General features: G+C 43.5%; 19 protein-coding genes. 11 read left to right on the top strand and 8 right to left on the bottom strand.

All coding sequences use genetic code 11. The annotated features are described in order from the left end of the window. Window positions 1–15: 15 nt before the first annotated feature. On the bottom strand, window positions 16–243 hold the full coding sequence (locus AC58PQ_RS02585) for a 3-dehydroquinate dehydratase (protein WP_497240401.1): 228 nt from the start codon (window positions 241–243) through the stop codon (window positions 16–18). Between the two features lie 204 nt (window positions 244–447). Beyond that, window positions 448–1,248 carry a helix-turn-helix domain-containing protein gene (locus AC58PQ_RS02580; protein WP_497240400.1) on the bottom strand — a complete coding sequence of 267 codons (801 nt, stop codon included), beginning with the start codon at window positions 1,246–1,248 and terminating at the stop codon, window positions 448–450. 131 nt (window positions 1,249–1,379) lie between these two features. Between AC58PQ_RS02580 and AC58PQ_RS02575 the strand changes: the two genes are divergently transcribed. Continuing rightward, a complete protein-coding gene (locus tag AC58PQ_RS02575; protein WP_497240399.1) occupies window positions 1,380–2,153 on the top strand; it encodes a sugar phosphate isomerase/epimerase family protein in 774 nt (257 codons plus the stop codon). Between the two features lie 34 nt (window positions 2,154–2,187). After that, window positions 2,188–3,207: a Gfo/Idh/MocA family protein gene (locus AC58PQ_RS02570; RefSeq protein ID WP_497240398.1), complete on the top strand. Its 1,020-nt coding sequence runs from the start codon at window positions 2,188–2,190 to the stop codon at window positions 3,205–3,207. A gap of 136 nt (window positions 3,208–3,343) precedes the next feature. On the opposite strand, the gene AC58PQ_RS02565 is transcribed toward AC58PQ_RS02570, so the two are convergent. Beyond that, entirely contained in the window at window positions 3,344–5,461 is a 2,118-nt protein-coding gene (locus AC58PQ_RS02565) for an LTA synthase family protein (protein ID WP_497240397.1), read from the bottom strand. A 230-nt stretch (window positions 5,462–5,691) separates the two neighbouring features. Between AC58PQ_RS02565 and AC58PQ_RS02560 the strand changes: the two genes are divergently transcribed. Then, the gene (locus AC58PQ_RS02560; protein ID WP_497240627.1) at window positions 5,692–6,537 is read left to right on the top strand and encodes a YitT family protein; all 846 of its coding nucleotides are present in this window, start codon (window positions 5,692–5,694) and stop codon (window positions 6,535–6,537) included. Here the strand turns inward: AC58PQ_RS02560 and AC58PQ_RS02555 are convergent. Both AC58PQ_RS02555 and AC58PQ_RS02550 read right to left on the bottom strand, forming a co-directional pair. Then, a complete protein-coding gene (locus tag AC58PQ_RS02555) occupies window positions 6,534–7,244 on the bottom strand; it encodes a response regulator transcription factor (RefSeq protein ID WP_497240396.1) in 711 nt (236 codons plus the stop codon). The two genes, AC58PQ_RS02560 and AC58PQ_RS02555, sit on opposite strands and share 4 nt — an antisense overlap. Before the next feature lie 31 nt (window positions 7,245–7,275). Next, window positions 7,276–8,619, bottom strand: coding sequence for a sensor histidine kinase (locus AC58PQ_RS02550; protein WP_497240395.1), 1,344 nt, complete (start codon window positions 8,617–8,619; stop codon window positions 7,276–7,278). A 196-nt stretch (window positions 8,620–8,815) separates the two neighbouring features. Between AC58PQ_RS02550 and AC58PQ_RS02545 the strand changes: the two genes are divergently transcribed. Together AC58PQ_RS02545 and AC58PQ_RS02540 are read left to right on the top strand one after the other, a co-directional pair. Further along, a complete protein-coding gene (locus AC58PQ_RS02545) occupies window positions 8,816–9,691 on the top strand; it encodes a CPBP family intramembrane glutamic endopeptidase (protein ID WP_497240394.1) in 876 nt (291 codons plus the stop codon). 12 nt (window positions 9,692–9,703) lie between these two features. Continuing rightward, window positions 9,704–10,681, top strand: a complete 978-nt coding sequence (locus AC58PQ_RS02540; protein ID WP_497240393.1) for an aldose 1-epimerase — start codon at window positions 9,704–9,706, stop codon at window positions 10,679–10,681. A gap of 1 nt (window position 10,682) precedes the next feature. On the opposite strand, the gene AC58PQ_RS02535 is transcribed toward AC58PQ_RS02540, so the two are convergent. The 3 genes from AC58PQ_RS02535 to AC58PQ_RS02525 form a co-directional block, all read right to left on the bottom strand. Beyond that, window positions 10,683–11,060, bottom strand: coding sequence for a YmaF family protein (locus tag AC58PQ_RS02535; RefSeq protein ID WP_497240626.1), 378 nt, complete (start codon window positions 11,058–11,060; stop codon window positions 10,683–10,685). A gap of 60 nt (window positions 11,061–11,120) precedes the next feature. Next, window positions 11,121–13,214 carry an LTA synthase family protein gene (locus AC58PQ_RS02530; RefSeq protein ID WP_497240392.1) on the bottom strand — a complete coding sequence of 698 codons (2,094 nt, stop codon included), beginning with the start codon at window positions 13,212–13,214 and terminating at the stop codon, window positions 11,121–11,123. Between the two features lie 77 nt (window positions 13,215–13,291). Then, window positions 13,292–13,933: a DsbA family oxidoreductase gene (locus AC58PQ_RS02525; protein WP_497240391.1), complete on the bottom strand. Its 642-nt coding sequence runs from the start codon at window positions 13,931–13,933 to the stop codon at window positions 13,292–13,294. A 549-nt stretch (window positions 13,934–14,482) separates the two neighbouring features. Between AC58PQ_RS02525 and AC58PQ_RS02520 the strand changes: the two genes are divergently transcribed. From AC58PQ_RS02520 to AC58PQ_RS02495, 6 genes are all read left to right on the top strand, one after another. Then, complete coding sequence (locus AC58PQ_RS02520; RefSeq protein ID WP_497240390.1) at window positions 14,483–15,067, top strand: transposase; 585 nt, start codon at window positions 14,483–14,485, stop codon at window positions 15,065–15,067. A 95-nt stretch (window positions 15,068–15,162) separates the two neighbouring features. Next, window positions 15,163–15,387, top strand: a complete 225-nt coding sequence (yidD, locus tag AC58PQ_RS02515; protein ID WP_497240389.1) for a membrane protein insertion efficiency factor YidD — start codon at window positions 15,163–15,165, stop codon at window positions 15,385–15,387. Window positions 15,388–15,799: 412 nt separating this feature from the next. Further along, window positions 15,800–17,803, top strand: coding sequence for a methionine--tRNA ligase (metG, locus tag AC58PQ_RS02510; protein ID WP_497240388.1), 2,004 nt, complete (start codon window positions 15,800–15,802; stop codon window positions 17,801–17,803). Window positions 17,804–17,918: 115 nt separating this feature from the next. Then, on the top strand, window positions 17,919–18,317 hold the full coding sequence (locus AC58PQ_RS02505; protein WP_497240387.1) for a hypothetical protein: 399 nt from the start codon (window positions 17,919–17,921) through the stop codon (window positions 18,315–18,317). Between the two features lie 180 nt (window positions 18,318–18,497). Next, window positions 18,498–19,412 carry a metal ABC transporter substrate-binding protein gene (locus AC58PQ_RS02500; RefSeq protein WP_497240386.1) on the top strand — a complete coding sequence of 305 codons (915 nt, stop codon included), beginning with the start codon at window positions 18,498–18,500 and terminating at the stop codon, window positions 19,410–19,412. Between the two features lie 35 nt (window positions 19,413–19,447). Beyond that, the gene (locus AC58PQ_RS02495; protein WP_497240385.1) at window positions 19,448–20,227 is read left to right on the top strand and encodes a metal ABC transporter ATP-binding protein; all 780 of its coding nucleotides are present in this window, start codon (window positions 19,448–19,450) and stop codon (window positions 20,225–20,227) included. Window position 20,228 lies beyond the last annotated feature (1 nt).

The following is a 20,228-nucleotide window of genomic DNA, read 5'->3' as shown; positions in this document are numbered from 1 at the left end:
ATTTCAGGCTTTTTTCTAATAAAGTGAAAGTGCCAGCGAATCTCGTTCATTCAATGAATGAAGAATCGCTTCGCACCCGACGATCTCGATGCTAATGATGGAGTCCAGGCATTTCTTGAGGGTTGTTCTGCCTTTGGTTACTTTGGCCTCAAGGGCAGACTTCAGTAGATTGAATTTCTTTTTATTTTTCTCATCGGAGTATACGGGTACTGGTTTGTTATGAATCGTTATAAACATTTTCATGAGTTCCACCATCCTAAGAATTGGATATAGTACTAGCATATCGGATTATTATTAATAGAACCTTAAAATTGTTTTACAATTCTAAGACAAATAAGAGATTGCTATGTATTTTCGTATATAGATAATACGATTTAGCGGGTGAAATTGTTTCATAATATTGCCTGGAATATTGAATATTGTGTGAATTTAATCCAAACACATAGGTTAGGTATACTGCATGTTTTGGCGATAGGCTTTGGGCGAAGTCCCGAAGCGTTGTTTAAATGCCCGATGAAAGTACGGGTAAGAGCCAAAGCCGCAGCTGAGTGCTATTTGTTCCAAGGACATTGAGCTATCATGCATGCGCTCCACCGCGCTAGATAAGCGTACTTCTGTTGCGTATTGGATCATCGTTTTACCGAAATATTCTTTGAACAAATGAACAGCACGGGAGATACTAAGGCCTACATGATCTGCGACATCTTCGATTTTGAATGCAGCTGTCGCATGTGCTTCAATAAATCGTTTCATTCGTGTACCTGTGAAAGGACGCCCCTGCAAGGAGACGGTTTCTGTAGCCGCACGTTCGAGATAAAGGCAGAGGGCTTGGAGCAAATAACCGCTGAGTTCGGCATTCTCTTCCTCCATTCTGCGCTTCTCCAGACTTAATTGCCGCCATAGTGAAATCAAGCGAGGGTCGAGGTCAATGCGCATACAGGTTGGTTTGGTGTTGCGCTTCCACCAGGCATCAATCCAGTCACCTTTACAAAATAAGTAGTAATCACCGCTGGCGATTTTGCTGTCGGTATGCGTGAGCTCATGCTCTATACGTAGTTCATAAGGATCACCAGGCTTGAAAAGGAGTAAGTGTCCGGCTTCTATGGTGATCATGCGTCCATCGACAAGCGCTTCGCAGGTTCCTTCCGTTTGTAATCGAAAAAGATAAGTTTGGAGTCCGGATTTGGTACTTACGTAAAACGGGTCCATATGAAAAGAATACCCACAAGTTAATAGTTCAGCGTTCATGGATTTTCACCTTTCGTAGCCAAATAAGAGATGTTTTAATTATATCGTGAATGGTCATAATAGGCTAATCTCAATTATACTTAAGCCATGGGAACTATTATCGATTTTACTAAGAGAAAAGAGGAGAACAAATGGGACGTTTAGGAATTGGTCTTCAATTGTACACATTGAGAGATGATATGGCACGTGATATGGAAGGTACACTTCGCCATGTTGCGAAGTTAGGATATGAAGGCGTTGAGTTCGCTGGCTATTATGACATGCCTGCTAGCAAGTTGAAAGCGCTGCTTGATGAGCTTGGATTGAAAGCTTTCGGGAGCCATGTGAGCTTGCAAAAATTCCGTGAAAACTTTCAAGGCGAAATAGACTACCTGAAAACTATTGGCGCTCAATATGCAATCGTTCCTTATGTAGCTGCGGAAGAGCGTGAATCCGTGGAACAATGGCAAGCTATTATTGCAGAGTGTGAAAAACTAGCAGTTGAGACGCAAAAACAAGGCTTGCAATTCCTTTATCACAACCATGATTTCGAATTCCATTACAAAGTAGAAGATGAGTTTGTTTTCGATGCTATGTATGCGAATAATGACGCGATTAAAGTCGAAATGGACGTTTGTTGGGTTCAATTCGCAGGTCAAGACCCACTTGCTTACATCGCTAAATATGCAGGACGTCTTCCTTTGGTTCATTTCAAAGATTTCACGAAGGATCCTGATGACGGTAGCTTAATTACTTTGGAGCTAGGCCTAGGCGATGTTCCTCTTGATAAAGTGATCGTTGCTGCAGAGCAAGCAGGCGCAGAATGGCTTGTTGTTGAACAAGACAACTGCCAAAAGGCGCCTTTAACTAGCATCGAGAACAGCTTTAACTGGGTGAAAGAGCATTACCTGAACGTTCATAACTAATTCATTATTTTATATTCGAAGGAGCATTTATCACATGAGTAAAATTAAAGTAGCCGTTATTGGCTGTGGTTCTATATCCAAACATAGACATATCCCAGAATACGCATCAAGTTCTAATGTCGAGCTAGTTGCATTCGTAGATCCGATCATCGAAAGAGCGGAGCACTATGCACAGCTGCATGGCGGTAAAGCTTATATTAACTACGTTGATATGTTGAAAGCAGAAAAAGTTGACGCGGTTAGCGTATGTACACCTAACTACCTACACGCTGAAATTTCTATCGCCGCGGCAAACACAGGCGCGCATGTGCTTGTTGAGAAGCCTATGGCTACAACTGCTGCTGAATCCGAGGCGATGATTGAAGCTGCGAAGAAAAATGGCGTCTTCTTGATGGTTGGTCACAACCAACGCCTAATGCCTCCGCACGTGAAGGCAAAAGAAGTGTTGGAAACAGGTAAGCTTGGGAAGGTTCTTACATTCCGTACATCTTTCGGTCATCCAGGTCCTGAGGGCTGGAGCGTTGATGGTCGCGAGAGCTGGTTTTTCCGTAAGGAAGAAGCGATTATGGGCGCAATGGGTGATCTTGGCGTTCACAAGTCCGATCTTATCCGTTGGTTGCTAGATGACGAAGTAGCTCAAGTAGCTGCTTTCGTAGGTACGCTTCACAAAGATGGTACAGACGTCGACGATAATGCAACTTGCTTGCTGCGAATGAAAAGCGGCGCAACGGGTTCCCTAGTAGCGAGCTGGACTTACTACAAAGGTCAAGACAATTCCACTGTTCTGTGGTGTGAGAATGGCGTAATCAAAATCGACACAGATCCTAACGATCAAGTGATCGTTGAGCTTCGTGATGGCACAGTTGAGCGTTATAAAGTGGGTCAAGTAGCAACGAATGAGAAACAAACATCTAGCGGTGTTATCGACGAGTTCGTAACTTGCATACTTAATAATCAAGCGCCTCGCATTTCAGGTGAAGAGGGCTACCGTGCATTGAAAGTTATCCTTGCAGCGTTCGAATCCGAAGCTACAGGAAAAATCATTAATTTGTAATCTGTGTAGGCATAATACAGGAAAAGCTCATTCCAATTGGGGTGAGCTTTTTTATTGCGCGATTTGCCGCGACTAAGCTATGAAATGGAAAAGCCCCCTATCCTCAGAATGAGAATAAGGGGCTTAAGTATGCTGTTTAACGTCCGCCAATATCAATGGATACAGAATTGGACTTGCCTACAATCGTTTCTTTGGAGTCCTTCACGTTCACTTGGATGTCCCATATTCCTATTTTGAGTAAGGGGCCTTCAACCAAGGCCGTAACCGTATGTTCATCTTTCCACGTCGTAGGTATTGCTTTCCCGTTCAAGCTAACATAGCCGAGTGGTGGCAGATTATTACCTGTTACCGTTAGTGTTATGCTGCTACGCCCAGAAATATCTTGGGAGTCTGTCGATACTTTATCTAAGCTTATAGGCCCGAAACCGAGCATGTATTTAGGATCAATGATTGGTGTTAGATAGTTTTTGTAGGCATGTCGATCTCCGAAAAGAATATCATATTGCAATGTTTCGTAATCCTTCAAATCATCTTCCTTAATGTTCATTTCAGCAAAATGATCCTTTGGAGGGATAACAGGATACTTTTTAGCTAACTCAGTCAAGAAGTTTGTGTAATAATTGCCTTGCTGCTTCGATAATTCGATCAGATAAGGTCCCAAGAAGGATGGGCTAATATTTAATTTGTCTTTGCGCTCTGTGTCGAAATTGTTCCACACGACCAGCGGAACGCTGTACATTTTTTTCAAGAAATCAGGATCGTCTTTGCCGCTAATATACTTCGTATCAATATAAGTTGCATAATCATCGCCTAACGCTGGTAAATGATCACCCCAGAAGGCGATAATCGTAGGTTCACCTTTTTTCTCGTAGTATTCCACTAATTCCTTCAACATATTATCCGACCCGTTAATCCCTTGTGCAAGTGTTTCAAGCATCCCAATCGAAGATGGGGAGAAGTTGCCCGTAACATCAAAGGTGTTTTTTGGGAACTTACCAGGGTAGAAATGGAAGTGATTTTCCATCGTATTCGCAAAGACGAAATCAGAGCCTGGACTTTGCTCAGTCGCATGAATAATGTTAGCAGCAACTTCGCTATCTGCGATATAGGGACCGGAATACGTCGGTTTGAAATATTCAATCGGAATATATTTGGAAAACCCGAAGTCTTGATAAATTTTATTACTGTTGAAATACCAATTATAAAAAGGACTAATGGCTGTAGAAGTGTAGCCTTGACGCGCATAAATGCTTGCTAATGAATCGACTTCATTTGAAATATATTGATTATAAGCAATGGATCCTTGGGGTAAGAAACGCATCGTGTTCCCCGTAAGGACCTCGAATTCAACATTGGCTGTTCCACCGCCGTATTGTGGTGAAAGCATCGTTCCGCTTGTTCCTTCTTTCTGCAGTTTATGGAAGAATGGGATCGGATCTTTGCTGAACTTAGCACCCGGGATAATGGTCGGATCCCAGAAAGCTTCGCTTAAAACGACAATGACATTCGGTTTAATTTGCGGTTTTGTTGAATCACCGGCTTTGATAGGCGGCGTAGGAGAAGCATTAACGATGGCCTCAACCGCTTTATCATCATAGCCTTCATGGCTATCTGAGAACATTGCTTTTGTATTCAATACAGTTGCTAGCGCATAACCGTTGGTTTTGGTGTTCTGAACCTGATTCCAAACAGCAGCTTCAATCCCGAACCACTTCTGAACAGGTAAAGGCAGGTCTGAGTACACGGCCAAGAACATCACTAAACCAATGCCAGCTAGAATTCCTCGTTCTTTTAAAGCTACTTTTTTAATAAACATGGTTGTACGGTAGAGGATGAAGTAACTGCCGACAAGGAATAGGAGAATAACAGATAGCACATTAAGTGTCAAAATGTTGGATAAATACTTCACCATATCGGAAGCTTCGCCTGCTACAACTAAATCCCAAGGCGTTAGAGGCACGCCTAATATTTTGAGCTTCACGCCGCTAATGAGGGCTAAGATTATGAGAAACCCGGAGATCACCCAATAGGCGATTCGAGTACGCCCAATGATTGCAATGAATATCAGCAGTAGGCTTACAACGATCCATTCATTGAAAAGAAGCTCGAGAACATGCTTGAAGCTCCATGTCATCATTTCAATATAGTTCCCGCGGCTCAAAATTTCCATGATCAGAACAGGGATGACTGCAAGAAGTAAAAGGGGCAGTCTTGGTCGAATGACCAATAACAATCGTTCAATGTGTTGTTTCATAGATTCTCCTGTTTACAATAAGTTAAAAGTCCTTGGAACATCTGATATTATACCATGCATTACGACAATATTCGATGGTATCTCTATGAAATTATAGTTCGATTGCAGGAAATTGGTGGTTATATCAAGAATACTTATAAAGAGAAGACAAGATAGGAGGGGATTCGATTATGTCAAAAGAACAAATGCTGTTAAAGAGAGAAGCAGTCATGCAGCTTCAACATCGAAAAATGACAAAAAGTGCGTTTTTTCGTCGTGGATTGTTCTTATTCATAGGAGCAGTGTTGATGTCAGTGGGGTTAGAAATTTTCTTGATACCTAATCGAATTATTGATGGGGGCATTACAGGGGTTTCGATTATTTTATCTTACTTGACGCAAGGGCCAATCGGGGTGTTCTTGACATTATTAAATATTCCTTTCTTATTTATCGGGTATAAATTGATTGGTAAAACCTTCGCATTATCTACGCTCTTCGCTATTTTAGTGATGTCGACAGGCACAGCCTTGCTGCATCCAGTGAAAGAGCTGACAAACGATCCGCTGTTAGCGGCGGTATTTGGCGGGATTATTCTCGGAATTGGTGTAGGGATGGTCATCCGGTTCGGAGGCTCTTTGGACGGAACCGAAATCATAGCAATTCTCGTTTCGAAGAAAATACCTTTTTCCGTCGGCGAGATCGTCATGTTCTTCAACTTATTTATTCTTGGAAGTGCAGGGTTTGTCTACACGTGGGACCGCGCGATGTACTCGTTAATTGCTTATTTTATTGCTTATAAAATGATTGATGTCACGATTGAAGGCTTCGATGAGTCGAAGTCCGTGTGGATCATAAGTGACCACTTCAGAGAAATTGGTGGAGCGATCATGGATCGCTTAGGACGTGGCGTGACCTATCTAGAAGGAGAAGGCGGGTTCACCGGAGATGATAAGAAGGTTATCTTCTGTGTGATTACGCGGCTGGAAGAAGCCAAGCTGAAATCCATCGTGGATGGATTGGATCCTAAAGCCTTTCTCGCAGTTGGTAATATCCACGATGTTAAAGGCGGAAGATTTAAGAAACGAGATATCCATTAATCGGATTTCTCGTTCTCCTTTGCCTTTTCCTTGTTTGATTGACCTCGCTCAAAAAAACCTAAATTTCTTAGCTGCTGAGCGGCATCCTTGCTGCTCGGACTTCCTAGCTTTTTCAAAATATGACCCACATGAATTTTCACAGTTCGCAACGAAATGAAGAATCGATTTGCAATCTCCGTCTGGGTATGCCCTTGATCTATCATATCAAGGACTTGAAGCTCTGTTGGCGTGATAAGATCCCGCACCTCTTTGATCTTGAATTGCTGCTCCAGCCGTTTGAGTCTGCGGAATTCCTCACGCATCTGTTCAGCAACAGCTGCATTAATCGTGGATTGGCGTGCATGCGCCGCTCGAATAATACCTGGGAGCTCCTCGAAACGCGACTTAATTTGATAGTCGATTGCGCCTGCTTGGAAGGAACGGAAAATAAAATCCTTTTCCTCCATCGAGGTGAGCATGATAACTTTAGCACCCCATGACAAAAAGGCTTGCTCCGCCAGTCCGATGCCAGCAGGTTCATTTTGTAGCATAATATCCATGAGTACGACATCGGCAGAAGGTGCTGACTGTATAAATAAAGCATGTGCATCTTCTGCTGTAGATCGACTCTCCACGACAGTCATATCCCCCTGACGATTCAAATAATCGGTGAGACCGCGCAGCCAATCAAGATCATCTTCCACGATAAGTATGCGAATCGTTTCCATACCGTAACTTCCCCTTTACTGTTCTATATCTCTATCCCGGAAATGTTAAATATACTCGTGTACCTTTACCAGGTTCACTGCTAATTTCCAAGCTTCCTCCGTGTTTTTTCATGACACTATAACAATAGGCAAGACCGAGGCCAAAGTTATTCCGATTGCCGCTTTTGGTCGTGTAGAAGGGTTCAACAGCTTGCTTGAGGACGGATTTGTCCATCCCCATCCCTGTATCTTTGATTTCAAGAATGAACTTTTTTTTACTTGAAAAAGCTTTAATCGATAGTTCTCCGCCGCTGCTCATTGCTTCGATGGCATTCATTAGGATGTTCGTTAATGTTTCTGCAACTTGGATTTGATCAAGCGGAAGCTCAAGGTTATCGGGTAGCTCAAGCTGCACTTGAATTTTGCTAAGGTAAGCCTCGAGGGGCTCCATAACATCAAGAATCAGCTGACGGACGTCCACTTGAGAAACACGCAGAGGAAGCTCTTGGGTTTGTTCATGTACGCGACTAATCATATCTTGAATGTGCCTAGATGCGTTCATGACAACATGAATGTCCTGGATGAGCTCAGTTTGCCCAGTGTCTATGGCGTGTTGATTCATTTTCTCCAAAAATAAACGCATTTTGCCTACGTCATTTTTAATCGCATGGTTGAGAATGGCCGTACCGGAAGTAATCGCGCGGAGCGTGGAATCCAGCTTGCGCCGCTCAATGAGCAGCCGGATGCCGAGAAACCCGTATTTGAAAAACGTAAATACAAAAAAAGGAACCACGAAAGCCAAAATCCACACGTGATAGATCCATAATCGATAGAAACCAAAGCTGGGCATGACATAATTGAGAACGCCAACACAAAGAATTGGCGGGAGCAGTGCAAGACATGTGAATAAATGAGTTCGCTTCATAGCAGGGAGATGTTCTTTTTTGAGTACAATCAGTACGGATCCAATGAGGATATACGGGAACGCCCACGTTGCGACGACGCGGAAATCAATTGGCATTTCTTCAGTGTACCCTGGTAAGATGAGCAGACAGGCGATTGGCGGTATTAGCAAAAGAACTGGCAGCCATTTTCGCCAGAGTGGCTTAATCCAAGCTGAATGATAGGCTAATGATAGCATCGCGAAAGAGTAAGGTAAGCCGTAATAGGAAAGCAATGAGCAGATGCTCATGACACGATAGGATAGTGAACTAAGCGACGGATTTGGCGCCGTTAGTTGGAAGTATGGGATAACATCCGCCGATATGACGGCTGCTAAAGCACCTGATCCGCCAGTAAAAGCGACTGCGCTCATCCAGCGCATCGTACGGGAACTGGGGTCTACAATAAGAAGACCTGATGCGATGAACCAAAGTGCAAATAGGACAAAAAGCATGTGTTCCTCCGTCAATCGAGTCGTTAGGATAGTCTTATTGTGGCATGGCGTAATCGTTTGCACAAGAGTTTCCTTTCTGATAAATGGCAGGATTTGGTCAATTCTTCTCGAATATTAAGTTTTATGAAAGGAGTGAAGAGATATCGAACTGAAGAAGAGAAGAACATTCCCAATCCTGCAGATCGTAGGCAAAGTATTGTTAACCCTCATTTTCATCATCGTCATCACAGTAATACTATCTATAGCTGCAGCTGTCATTGTAGTGAAGCTAAATCCTGATCTCATTGTAAGCATGGAGGCTGTTACGAGTAGTCCCGATTTTATTAAAGCGTCACTATGGGCACAAATTGCAGGCTTCATCAGCGGTGTTTATGTTTCTTTTTATATATTTGAGCGAAAAAAAGGATGGGCTTTAGGGTTGCATACCGTGCAATTTGGACGTCGTTTAGGAGAGGGCTTCACCTGGGGAGCCGCGCTGATAACCATAAGCAGCGTAGGGATATGGTTGTTCGGCGGCATCCACATTGTGAATGTGGAATGGAGTCTGTTGAAGGGGTACGAGATTGGAGGAAGTTTTCTTCTCTTTATTGGCGTAGCGGTCAACGAAGAACTTTTTGCACGTGGGTATTTACAAGGCTTAGTTAAAAATCGATTCGGGCCTAAAATAGCCGTTGGGGTGTCGACGATTGTTTTCACTTTGATGCATAGCTTTAATCCGGGAATGTGGCATACGCCGTTTCCCTTTATCAATATCCTTTTGGCAGGACTTTTGATGGGCTTGTGCCGTGAGTATACAGGTAGTCTCTGGATGCCTGTTGGGTTGCACTTATCATGGAATTTCATGCAAGGGTGTCTGTTTGGTTTTGACGTTTCAGGTATTCCGATGTCTTCACTTATAACGACAGAAACAAATGGTGCAATCGTTATTTCGGGAGGAGCTTTCGGAGCAGAGGGAAGTCTAATTACGAGCATTATTCTTGTACTCGGCATCATAATCATTTATAACTATTATCAAACCCGTTATCGTTTTAACCAAACAGGTTATGTTTTTATTAATCAAAGCAATAACTAGGAGGATTCATCAGTGAGCCAGTATGAACTAATACATAGTGAATGGGAAGGGGAGTCGACGCTAAGACTCGTCGACCATCAGGCAGAGGCTGTTGCCGAAATTATTCCGACCGTCGGACTGCACCTGTTCCGCTTCGACGTGCGGAACCACTGTTACATCGCGAAGCCTGACGACTTGTCGGAGCTTCGCGTCAATTCTTCGCGCTACGGCGTGCCCATTCTGTTCCCGCCGGGGCGCGTCCCAAATGCGGCATTCACCTTCGGTGGCCGCGAATACCGGCTCCCGGCGAATCGGGAGCCCGATCACGCTCACGGCCAACTGCGCGAGCGGCCGTGGAAGGTCGTTGCCAGCGGCGCGGACGCAGCTGGCGGGGCTTATGTCTCCGCGGAGTTTGACATCGCGGAGACGCCGGACATGCTGGCGTATTTCCCACACGCCGCATGCTTCCGCTTCACGTACCGTCTGAAGGACGGTACGCTGTCGCTCAGCGGTGAAATAGCCAATCGAGGCGGCGATACCATGCCGCTGTCACTTGGCTTTCACCCATACTTCGCGTTCGCAGAGGGCGAAGCTGACCGCGTTCGGGTAACCATTCCCGCGGCGGCAGAATGGCCCCTTACCGCGGGTGGGTATGCGGCAGGCGAACCTGTGCCGACAGCGCTCACAGCGGCCTTACAGAAGGGCGCGATTGTTTCATCGCTGCCTGGCTACCCTGGCGGCTCACAGATGCTCAGCATCGCGCCAGGACCGCAAGTATGCGAGCTAGCATACGAAGCTCGGGGCACGAAGCTTATTTATGACATGGGAGATAAGTTTCCTATCCATGTGCTTTTCACAGCGCCATGGACGCAGGCCGTTTCGCTTGAACCTTATACAAGTATCATGAACGTATTCAATGAATCATTTCCAGCTGAAATATCGGGTGCTCTAGGCTTAGAGGCTGGAGCGACCTTTACATTCAATTGGGCCATTCATATTGAGAACATTTAAGTTACCAAGGTTCGTAACCAAAACCAACGGATGAATATCCTTGATAATTATGCTGATGCAGTTGTAGAATAATGCCTTCAATCTCAGCAGATTTAGCCAGAGCACCTCTTCTTCCAGTGTTGTTCAGATTTAGATCCACAACACCTTGAAGAAAATGAATGTGTGCACCGTTAGAGAGTGCAATAGGTGGTCCAGTAACGCCATAAAAAGCGTGATAATGACCGTATTTAATCCCAGTAATGCCTTGGTATTGGTGGACATGCTGATCATAAGATGTCCCATTCACATTGAATGTGTACAAACGCAAAAGCTGATGGTGCCCTAATTCTTCCGAAGTAACCGTCGTGAAGAAATGAACATGAGCTGGCGGAATGGTCATCACCACACAAAAGCCCCCTAAGAGTAGGATATGCTTCATCCTATTCATAGAGGGCTTTTGTCATGACGATGGCAACGGATAAAGGTTGGATTGACCGATTTTCATCTTTTTATCATCATACACACGTACTTCAACTTGATGGGATTTACTTGTTTCTAGTGCTGGATTAGATGCTATATCAACATACAGTGTATCTTTTCCATCGAAATTAGATTTGACTTCCGTCCCATCAATATAGACATTACAGGAGGAGAAGAAAGGAGAACCCGTAACCAGAATTTTACCGTCAGATACCGTGACCTTCGAAATCACAGGATCACCATAACCCAGTGTGTACGAAGGTTGTACGATCGTATCTTTATAGCCTTTGGCTTCATAGCCATAACGGTCTCCAAAGAGATTATCATACTGCATCTTCTTATAATCAGCGAGATCCTTCTCCTGAATGTTATATTTCGCCCACATGTCCTGAGGTGGGATCACAGGTATTTTCTTTGACAAATCATATAAATAATCTGTGTAATAACTCCCCTTTACACCAGCCAAATGCAACAACATCGGTCCTAAAAAAGCTGGACTGGAGGTCAGATTAAGCTTCTCTTGATCGGCAGGAACGAAGTTATTCCAGATTACGAAAGGCGTATAATGTGTCTTCGTATACAAATCAGGATCATCAGGAAACACATACTTAGCATCGCGATACACTTTATAATCTTCCTCGAAAAATGGGAAGTGGTCTCCGAAAAACAAGATGATCGTCGGCTCGGACTTTTTTGAATAATAATCAACGAGAGATTGAAGAGCCTGATCAGTGGCTGTGATACCTTGAGCATAGGTTTCGAGAATACTTTTCGATTCTGCCGAGATATCTCCAGTAACTTGAATCGTATTCTTGCTAAACTTATCAGGAGGGTATGGATGATGATTTTCCATCGTATTGGCAAATACGAAATCAGGTCCTGCACTTTTTTCCGTTTCCTCAATAATTTTATTCACAACAGCATGATCAGCATAGTTCGGTCCTGAGAAATCATTTGGGAAATACTCACTTGCAATAAATCTTGAAAAACCGAAATGCTTATATACTTTTCTGCTATCAAAGAAATAGCTAAAGAACGGATTAATCGCAGTTGCTGTATATCCTTGTCTAGTTGTAATGCTCGCTAAGGAGTCTACACCGTGATTCATATATTCGATATAGGGAATGATTTTATCAGGCGATTTCCCAAAAAAACGCATCGAGTTCCCCGATAATACCTCAAACTCAACATTGGCTGTGCTTCCTCCGAATTGGGGAGATAACATCTTTCCGCTAGTGAATTTTTTCTGCAACTCATGCAAATGAGGGATAGGGTCGCGGCTGAATGTGACGTTTTTCATAATCGTTGGATCGAAAAATGACTCCCCCAACAAAACAATAATATTCGGTTTTTTCTCACTTGCAGCTGGTTTTTCAGGGATTTGTTCCAACAGGGTAGTGATTGCTTTTTTACTATAACCATCAGGCTTCTCGACATTCAAAAAGTGTAGCATCTGAACCGAAGAGTACAAATAACCGTTCTCATCGTAAGTAATCGTTTGGTCCCATGGTACAGTGTACATTCCATAAAGTTTTGTGAATGCAATTGGTTTATCCCAGTACAAACTTGTCGCCAAAACAATTGCGATTACCCCATATACACTGCGTTCAATCCAGTTGAACTGCATTTTACGTTTGCGTAAAATGAGATGAAACAGACAAGCCACAACGACCAGAAATAGCAACGTATAGCCAATAATAGAATTATTTAAATAGTCGGTTAAAAACTTCTTATACTCCATAATTTGATTATTAAAGTAAAGATCCCATGGATAATAAGGCGAACCAATCGCCTTTAATTTACTGCCGCTAATTGCCCCGAGTGGCAACAATAGGACACAAAGGAGCCAGAATGACAGCCGAGTACGACCAGTCGCAGCAATAAGGAACAAATACAAAGCGCCAACTATGAAATAAGCAAGAACCATGGCTAAAGGACAAGTCGTGATCCAATGATGAAGCTCCTTATAAGAGCCCCTCTCCAAATATTCAACCATACACATCAGAACAAAAGGTAAAATTACAATCATTGCGCGAGTAGGCAGCTGTTTAAGTGCCTTGAGTAAAGTAGTCATTCGTAAATCTCCTATTTATCAGCTTATAATAACCCGACTCTCCACGTTGGAGACGCCGGGCGTTATTTAACGGGGGTTCAAACTTCCTTCGAGCCCTCTGAACTAATTTGCTCAAGTGCTTGTAGAAAAGTAGCCGCTGGTTGAGCACCTGTTAACGCATATTTACGGTTAATAACGAAAAATGGTACACCTGTAACGCCGGCCTGACTGGCAAAAGCAAGATCATCTTCAACCTGCTCCAACCCTTCTTTGGCATTCAGTCGAGTGAGCGTCTGCTGCGGATCCATACCAAGCTGGCTCGCAGCTTCAAGTAGGAATTCGACGTGACCAATATCTTTTCCGTCCTCAAAATAAGCCTTAAACAAGTCGTCAACAAGCTGCATTTTCACTTCATCTGGAGCTATAGCAATGAGTTGATGCGCTTTTAGCGTATTAGGCATTTTCTCTACTTGAGAAAAATCAAAATGTAAGCCCGATGCTTGTCCAGCCTGAGTTACTTGTTGGAGCATCGATTGTAGCTTGCTCTCATCCGCACGAAATTTATTACGCATAAGCGTCTCAAAATGCTCACCTTCCATTGGTGTCGAAGGATCAAGCTGATAAGCACGATAGTGAATCTCAACAGGTTCAGATGTAAAATTTTTCAGGGCATCCATCAAATTCTTCTTTCCAATCCGGCACCAGGGACACACTAAGTCTTGAAATATCTCAATCATCATATCGAATAAACTCCTTCATTCAAAAGAAATATAAAAAATGTCCGAACTCCTTGATTCATCTCATCTCCAATCAACATTATAACCCAAACCAGCTCAATGTCACCATGTAGGAACCACCTGACACCCAACCCAACGCAACCCAACGCAACCCAACGCAACGCAACCCAACGCAACGCAACGCAACCCAACCCAACGCAACCCAACCCAACCCAACCCAACCCAACCCAACCCAACCCAACCCAACCCAACCCAACCCAACCCAACCCAACCCAACCCTAACCTTCGCCGAGTACTTACTTCGTCAAAATCTAAATTCTGTAGTAACTACAAGTCGTACGCCTTTGAACAAACCTACATAATCTTCACACTGCGGAATAGTTTAATTTTCACGACTTGTATGTATGACAGAATTTATTTTAGATAGAATATATAGGCAACTTCATGTATGGAATAATTGGAATATTTTATAACAAACATTTACACGAGAACATTTGTTTGGTATAATGGAATAAAGGTAGAACGTAAGTTCTTGTGGAGGGGTGAGAGGATATGAATCTTGGATCAATCGCTAGTAAAGCTTCATCTTGTATTACTGAAGAGGCATGTGAGGATTTTCTCATGAACTTGCGTTGGTCTAATGGATTTCATTGTCCTAGCTGCGATCACCATGAAGCTTTCCAAATTCGTTCTCGCAAATTATTGGAGTGCAAAGAGTGTAGAATGCAAGTTTCTATCACAGCTGGCACAATCATGCATAAATCTAAACTCTCTTTACTTACCTGGTTCAGAGCAATCCAGACTTTAACTGAGCACGGTTCAGAAATTACTGCTTACGGGTTATCAGAACTCTTACAAATTAACTATAGAAGTGCTAAGTTATTGCTTCAAAAAATTTGTCTTGCATTCAGAGTTGAGGAAAGTCGTTTACTGGCATTGCGTAAATTGAAAGCTTCCCGTTCTGAATCCGTTAATCCTAAATTTTCTATACCTAAGATAAAAGAATACTTGTGGGATCAGCTTGATCTCAAAACATATATTGAATTTCTGGTACCCAAACTAAATGAGAGGACGCTGATGAAAACCCTTGCGTCCATTCATTTATATTCAAGGTTTTTGAAGTGTTTTCAGTTATGAAGGGGTGGGAATAGCGTGGCATTTGACGCGATTTCTATTTTCAGGCAAGATGGTTAGTAGAGGTTATTACTTTACTAAGAACTAGGAGATTACTGATGAAAAGGGTTGTTCTAGCACCCATCCATTTTTATCGGAGGTTTATTTCGCCTCTGAAGCCACCTACATGCCGATTTTATCCAACATGTTCGCAATATGCGATAGAGGCGATAGAAGTTCACGGACCTATGAAAGGTTCTTGGTTATCTGCGAAACGAATCTGCAAATGCCATCCATTTCACCCTGGTGGCGTGGACCATGTGCCCGTAAAGAAGATAAATTAATTTAGAGGAATCTATCCGCTTGACATGCGGCTGTTTTTTTCGATATATTGTGCTTAAAGATGCTAAATATTGTAGATTTCGATGAACGGATAAGTACAATCGGATGCCTATGAACAGAGAACCGGGTCAGGTGAAAGCCGGTATAGGAGGATGTTTGGAATATGGTCCCGGAGAATAGGCCTTCGAGCTTCTCAGCACAGGGTGTGAATAGCGAGCGCTATTTACACAAACCACGCGGAGAGTAAGCTGGTCTCGTGTCCCAGCGTTAATGGGCAAGTCGTAATAGACTTACTGAGCCCCGAGCTTGTGAAAGGCGGGGGAACCTGGGTGGTACCGCGTGAGTTCAACTCTCGTCCCAAGATGGATGAGGGTTTTTTGTGTTTTCTACTATTCGCTAATGGAGGAACGAAACATGTCCGAACAATCAAAAACATTTTACATTACCACACCGATTTATTATCCAAGTGATAAGCTGCATATTGGCCACGCGTATTCGACTGTTGCTGGAGACGCAATGGCGCGCTACAAAAGGTTACAAGGTTATGATGTGAGATATTTGACAGGTACAGATGAGCATGGACAGAAAATTGAGCGCAAAGCACAAGAAAAAGAAACGACGCCCCAAGAATTTGTAGACAATATTGTTTCGGGTATCAAAGAGCTTTGGGCGAAGCTGGATATCTCCTATGATGATTTTATTCGAACGACGGAGGATCGTCATAAGGATGCGGTTTCTAAGATTTTTCAGCGTTTACTTGATCAGGGTGATATTTATTTAGGTGAATATGAAGGTTGGTACTGTATTCCTGATGAATCCTTTTTCCTTGAGAGTAAGCTAGTCGACGGGAAATGTCCCGATTGCGGACGCCCGGTAGAGAAAATGAAGGAACAAACGTATTTCTTCCGGATGAGTAAGTATGCGGATCGTCTCGTCCAGTACTATGAAGAAAACCCTGAGTTCATCCAGCCAGAATCTCGTAAGAATGAGATGCTGAATAACTTCATTAAGCCCGGCTTAGAGGATTTGGCTGTTTCGAGAACGACCTTTGACTGGGGAATTAAAGTTCCTGGAGATCCGAAGCATGTTATTTATGTTTGGATTGATGCGCTTTCCAATTATATTACGGCGCTTGGCTATGGGTCTGACGATGAGACCATTTTCAAGACGTATTGGCCAGCAGATGTCCACTTAATGAGTAAGGAAATTGTGCGTTTCCATACGATTTATTGGCCGATTATGTTGATGGCACTAGATCTGCCATTGCCCAAGAAGGTATTCGCACATGGCTGGTTGCTCATGAAGGATGGCAAAATGTCCAAGTCAAAAGGCAATGTTGTGGATCCTGTTACGCTTATCGACCGTTATGGTTTGGATGCTCTTCGCTATTATCTCATGCGCGAAGTACCATTTGGCGCGGACGGCACATTTACGCCAGAGAGCTTCGTCGAACGTGTGAATCATGATCTCGCCAATGATTTGGGTAATTTATTGAATCGTACAATCGTGATGATCGATAAGTATTTTGCAGGTACAATCCCAGCCTATATTGCTGGGGCTACTGAATTTGATGAAAGCCTTCTGGAGACTGTTCGTACAACAGTAGCTAAGTACGAGGAATCGATGGAGAGAATGGAGTTTTCAATCGCACTCTCCGCGGTGTGGCAGCTGATTAGCCGCACGAATAAGTATATCGACGAAACACAGCCTTGGTCGATGGTCAAGGATGAGGCAAAGCGTGCAACTCTAGGCTCTGTCATGTATGTGTTGGCAGAATCCCAACGAATATCTTCCGTACTTCTTCGTCCTTTCTTGACGAAGACACCGGAACTGATCTGGGCGCAGCTAGGCTTAGCTACTGAAGATTTACCTCGCTTGACTGCGTGGGAGAGCGTACAGACCTTCGGGCATCTCCCTTCTGGCACCAAGGTGCAGAAGGGTGAGCCTATGTTCCCAAGACTCGACGTAGCGGCAGAAGTCGCCTTCATCGTCGAGGCCATGGGTGGCGGTGCTTCTGCGAGCACCGAGGAGCCTAAAGCAACAGCAGCTTCCGCGTCCGCTGCTACTGAAACTGTGCCAGCGCCGGAGCCAAAAGAAGAAATCGGTATTGACGATTTCGCCAAGGTGGAGCTGCGCGTCGCACAAGTGATTTCAGCGGAGCCTGTGAAAGGCGCCGACAAGCTTCTCAAGCTGCAGCTTGATCTCGGCTACGAGCAGCGCCAAGTCGTTTCGGGCATCGCGAAGTTCTACACGCCCGATGATCTTGTTGGACGCAAGGTCATTTGCGTCACCAATTTGAAGCCCGCCAAGCTGCGCGGCGAGCTGTCTCAAGGTATGATTCTCGCCGCTTCACACGGCGATCAGCTCACGCTAGCGACCGTTCCGGATTCGATGCCGAACGGTGCGATCGTGAAATAATAGTCTCAACGCGAAGTACCCAATCCCTGTATTTTCAGGGATTGGGTCTTTGGCGTTGGGGTATTTTTGATTACAAAGGGCAAGCTATAGGAAACTAACCCACGGAGTGAATGAGATGTTTATTTGGCGTATAGGAAAAGGGATAACCATAGCAATATTGATCATCACTTTGACTGCTTGTTCGTTGTTCGGTGGAGGCGAGAAGAAAAAGGAAGAAGCTAAAAAAGAAGAAGCTAAAAGTAAAGAAAGTGTGATCGATCAAGAACTGAAAAAACAGTATCAGATGTTCAACGAGGTGATTGAATACCAAAAAGAGCAGGATGCTAAATTCATAAAAGAGTCGGAAGAACATTATAAAAAGCTAAAAGAAGAATCAGACAAACCCACGAAGGGCAGCAGCGAGGAAAAACAGAAAGCCAAAGAAGCAAAAGGGGTGGAAGAAGGCGCTGGTGATTCTGAAAGCTCAGGTGGGTCTGATGACTCTGGTGATACCGGAGCCTCCGAAGATGAATAAAATCTGGTTGAATCTAGTATTATCTGAGAAATAACTGTGTGAATTTTATAAATGGCCATGCTGTGAACAATACAGCTGGCTTTTTTGATTTTCACCCCAGATATATTGACTTCGATAAATCCACCTCGTATAATCAAAACGTTAATAAAAAAAATTACGATTTAGAGTGGGTGTTCGAAAATGACAAGACATGCTAAGCGATTTATCTACATAGGTTTATTGATGATTGTTGCTTTTTGTATTGCGGGCTGCGGAAGCTCGAAAGCGGGATTAGTAGAAGGCAAAGTGAATGTGGTAACTAGCTTTTATCCCTTATATGATTTCACTAAGCAAATTGGCGGCGAATATGTGAACGTCATTAATCTTGTCCCAGCTGGTGTTGAGCCGCATGATTGGTCTCCTAAAAGCAGGGATATTAAGAATATGTCTGGGTCACAAATCTTCGTGTATCAAGGTGCAGGCTTTGAAGGTTGGGTCAAAGATTTTCTTGGAAGTCTATCAAGTAAATCGACTGTTCATGTCGTAGAAGCTAGTCAAGGGGCTAATCTGATCAAAACCGATGATAATAAAGAAGAATTTGATCCGCACGCGTGGTTAAGCCCGTTAAATGCACAGAAAATGGCTAATAATATTAAAACAGCATTGATTGAAGCGGATCCAACACATAAGGATGCTTACGAGCAAAACTATCAGAAATATACTGCAAAATTATCGGATTTAGACGCGAGATACAAAATTGAACTTTCTAAAACTGCAAAAAAAGAAATTGCTGTATCTCATCATGCATTTGCATATCTATGTAGAGACTACGGCTTGACTCAGATGTCTATCATGGGATTATCTCCGGATGCAGAGCCAACAGCGCAGGACCTAAAACAAATCAACGCTTTTATTAGAGACCACCAGTTAAAGTATATTTTCTTCGAGGAGCTTGTTTCGGATAAGTTGGCAAAGACGTTAGCCAAAGATGCGAAAGTAGACACATTAGTTCTTAATCCGCTCGAGGGTCTCTCGAAAGAACAGCTAGATGCAGGCGAAGATTATATATCGATTATGGACAAAAATTTGAAAAACCTAGTCCTCGCGTTACAATAAAGGGAGTAGGACCATTCTTAGTCAGGGGTAAACAGATGGAGAATAGTGAGAAAGTGTTATGCCATCAGAAAATCGTATCGATCGATCAAATTTCATTTTCATACGAAAATAAGACAGTCATCAACAATCTTCAGTTTAATGTGTTTGAGCGCGATTTTGTTGGTGTGATTGGTTCCAATGGTGCAGGGAAAACGACGCTTCTGAAAATGTTAGTTGGCTTATTGAAACCAACAAGTGGGGAAATCCGATTATTTGATCGACCTTTGAATCAATTCAAAGATTGGGAAAGGATCGGCTATGTGCCTCAAAAAAATGCCTTCAATCCTTTATTCCCGGCAACGGTAAGGGAAGTTGTTCTTTCTGGCATGTATAACAAAAAGAATGTATATCGCCGATTATCCAAAGCGGAGCAGCAAAAAGCAGAAGACGCGATGCTTGCCATGCGTATCGAGGATTTAGCCGATCGTCGTATCGGGCAGCTTTCTGGCGGTCAGCAGCAGCGAGCTTTCTTAGCTCGTGCCATTGTTAACAATCCGGAATTGCTCATTCTAGATGAGCCTACGGTAGGTATTGATGCCGAAACGCAAATTGGCTTCTTTAAAATGATCAAGCATATGCATCAGCATCATCATATGACCTTCATCATGGTTTCCCATGATATGGACATGATTCAATCTTATCTTGGAACAGAGCCGCAGCAAGTAAGCGGCGGCATCAAGTTTTATGTGAAGCATACCCATGATCCCGAGGATTGCCGTGAGACGAATTTAACACATTCACTCGGCCAGATTCGAGAGATGATCGGAGTTCAGTAAG

This window comes from Paenibacillus sp. J22P143, assembly GCF_059692035.1.
The sequence above is the reverse complement of the archived record's forward strand: the minus strand, read 5'-3'. Positions and strand labels throughout refer to the sequence as shown.

Coding starts and splice junctions, on each gene's coding strand:
- AC58PQ_RS02585 (WP_497240401.1), bottom strand. CDS start 243: ATGAAAATGTTTATAACGATTCATAACAAACCAGTACCCGTATACTCC.
- AC58PQ_RS02580 (WP_497240400.1), bottom strand. CDS start 1,248: ATGAACGCTGAACTATTAACTTGTGGGTATTCTTTTCATATGGACCCG.
- AC58PQ_RS02575 (WP_497240399.1), top strand. CDS start 1,380: ATGGGACGTTTAGGAATTGGTCTTCAATTGTACACATTGAGAGATGAT.
- AC58PQ_RS02570 (WP_497240398.1), top strand. CDS start 2,188: ATGAGTAAAATTAAAGTAGCCGTTATTGGCTGTGGTTCTATATCCAAA.
- AC58PQ_RS02565 (WP_497240397.1), bottom strand. CDS start 5,461: ATGAAACAACACATTGAACGATTGTTATTGGTCATTCGACCAAGACTG.
- AC58PQ_RS02560 (WP_497240627.1), top strand. CDS start 5,692: ATGACAAAAAGTGCGTTTTTTCGTCGTGGATTGTTCTTATTCATAGGA.
- AC58PQ_RS02555 (WP_497240396.1), bottom strand. CDS start 7,244: ATGGAAACGATTCGCATACTTATCGTGGAAGATGATCTTGATTGGCTG.
- AC58PQ_RS02550 (WP_497240395.1), bottom strand. CDS start 8,619: ATGCTTTTTGTCCTATTTGCACTTTGGTTCATCGCATCAGGTCTTCTT.
- AC58PQ_RS02535 (WP_497240626.1), bottom strand. CDS start 11,060: ATGACCATTCCGCCAGCTCATGTTCATTTCTTCACGACGGTTACTTCG.
- AC58PQ_RS02530 (WP_497240392.1), bottom strand. CDS start 13,214: ATGACTACTTTACTCAAGGCACTTAAACAGCTGCCTACTCGCGCAATG.
- AC58PQ_RS02525 (WP_497240391.1), bottom strand. CDS start 13,933: ATGATGATTGAGATATTTCAAGACTTAGTGTGTCCCTGGTGCCGGATT.
- AC58PQ_RS02520 (WP_497240390.1), top strand. CDS start 14,483: ATGAATCTTGGATCAATCGCTAGTAAAGCTTCATCTTGTATTACTGAA.
- yidD (WP_497240389.1), top strand. CDS start 15,163: ATGAAAAGGGTTGTTCTAGCACCCATCCATTTTTATCGGAGGTTTATT.
- metG (WP_497240388.1), top strand. CDS start 15,800: ATGTCCGAACAATCAAAAACATTTTACATTACCACACCGATTTATTAT.
- AC58PQ_RS02505 (WP_497240387.1), top strand. CDS start 17,919: ATGTTTATTTGGCGTATAGGAAAAGGGATAACCATAGCAATATTGATC.
- AC58PQ_RS02500 (WP_497240386.1), top strand. CDS start 18,498: ATGACAAGACATGCTAAGCGATTTATCTACATAGGTTTATTGATGATT.
- AC58PQ_RS02495 (WP_497240385.1), top strand. CDS start 19,448: ATGGAGAATAGTGAGAAAGTGTTATGCCATCAGAAAATCGTATCGATC.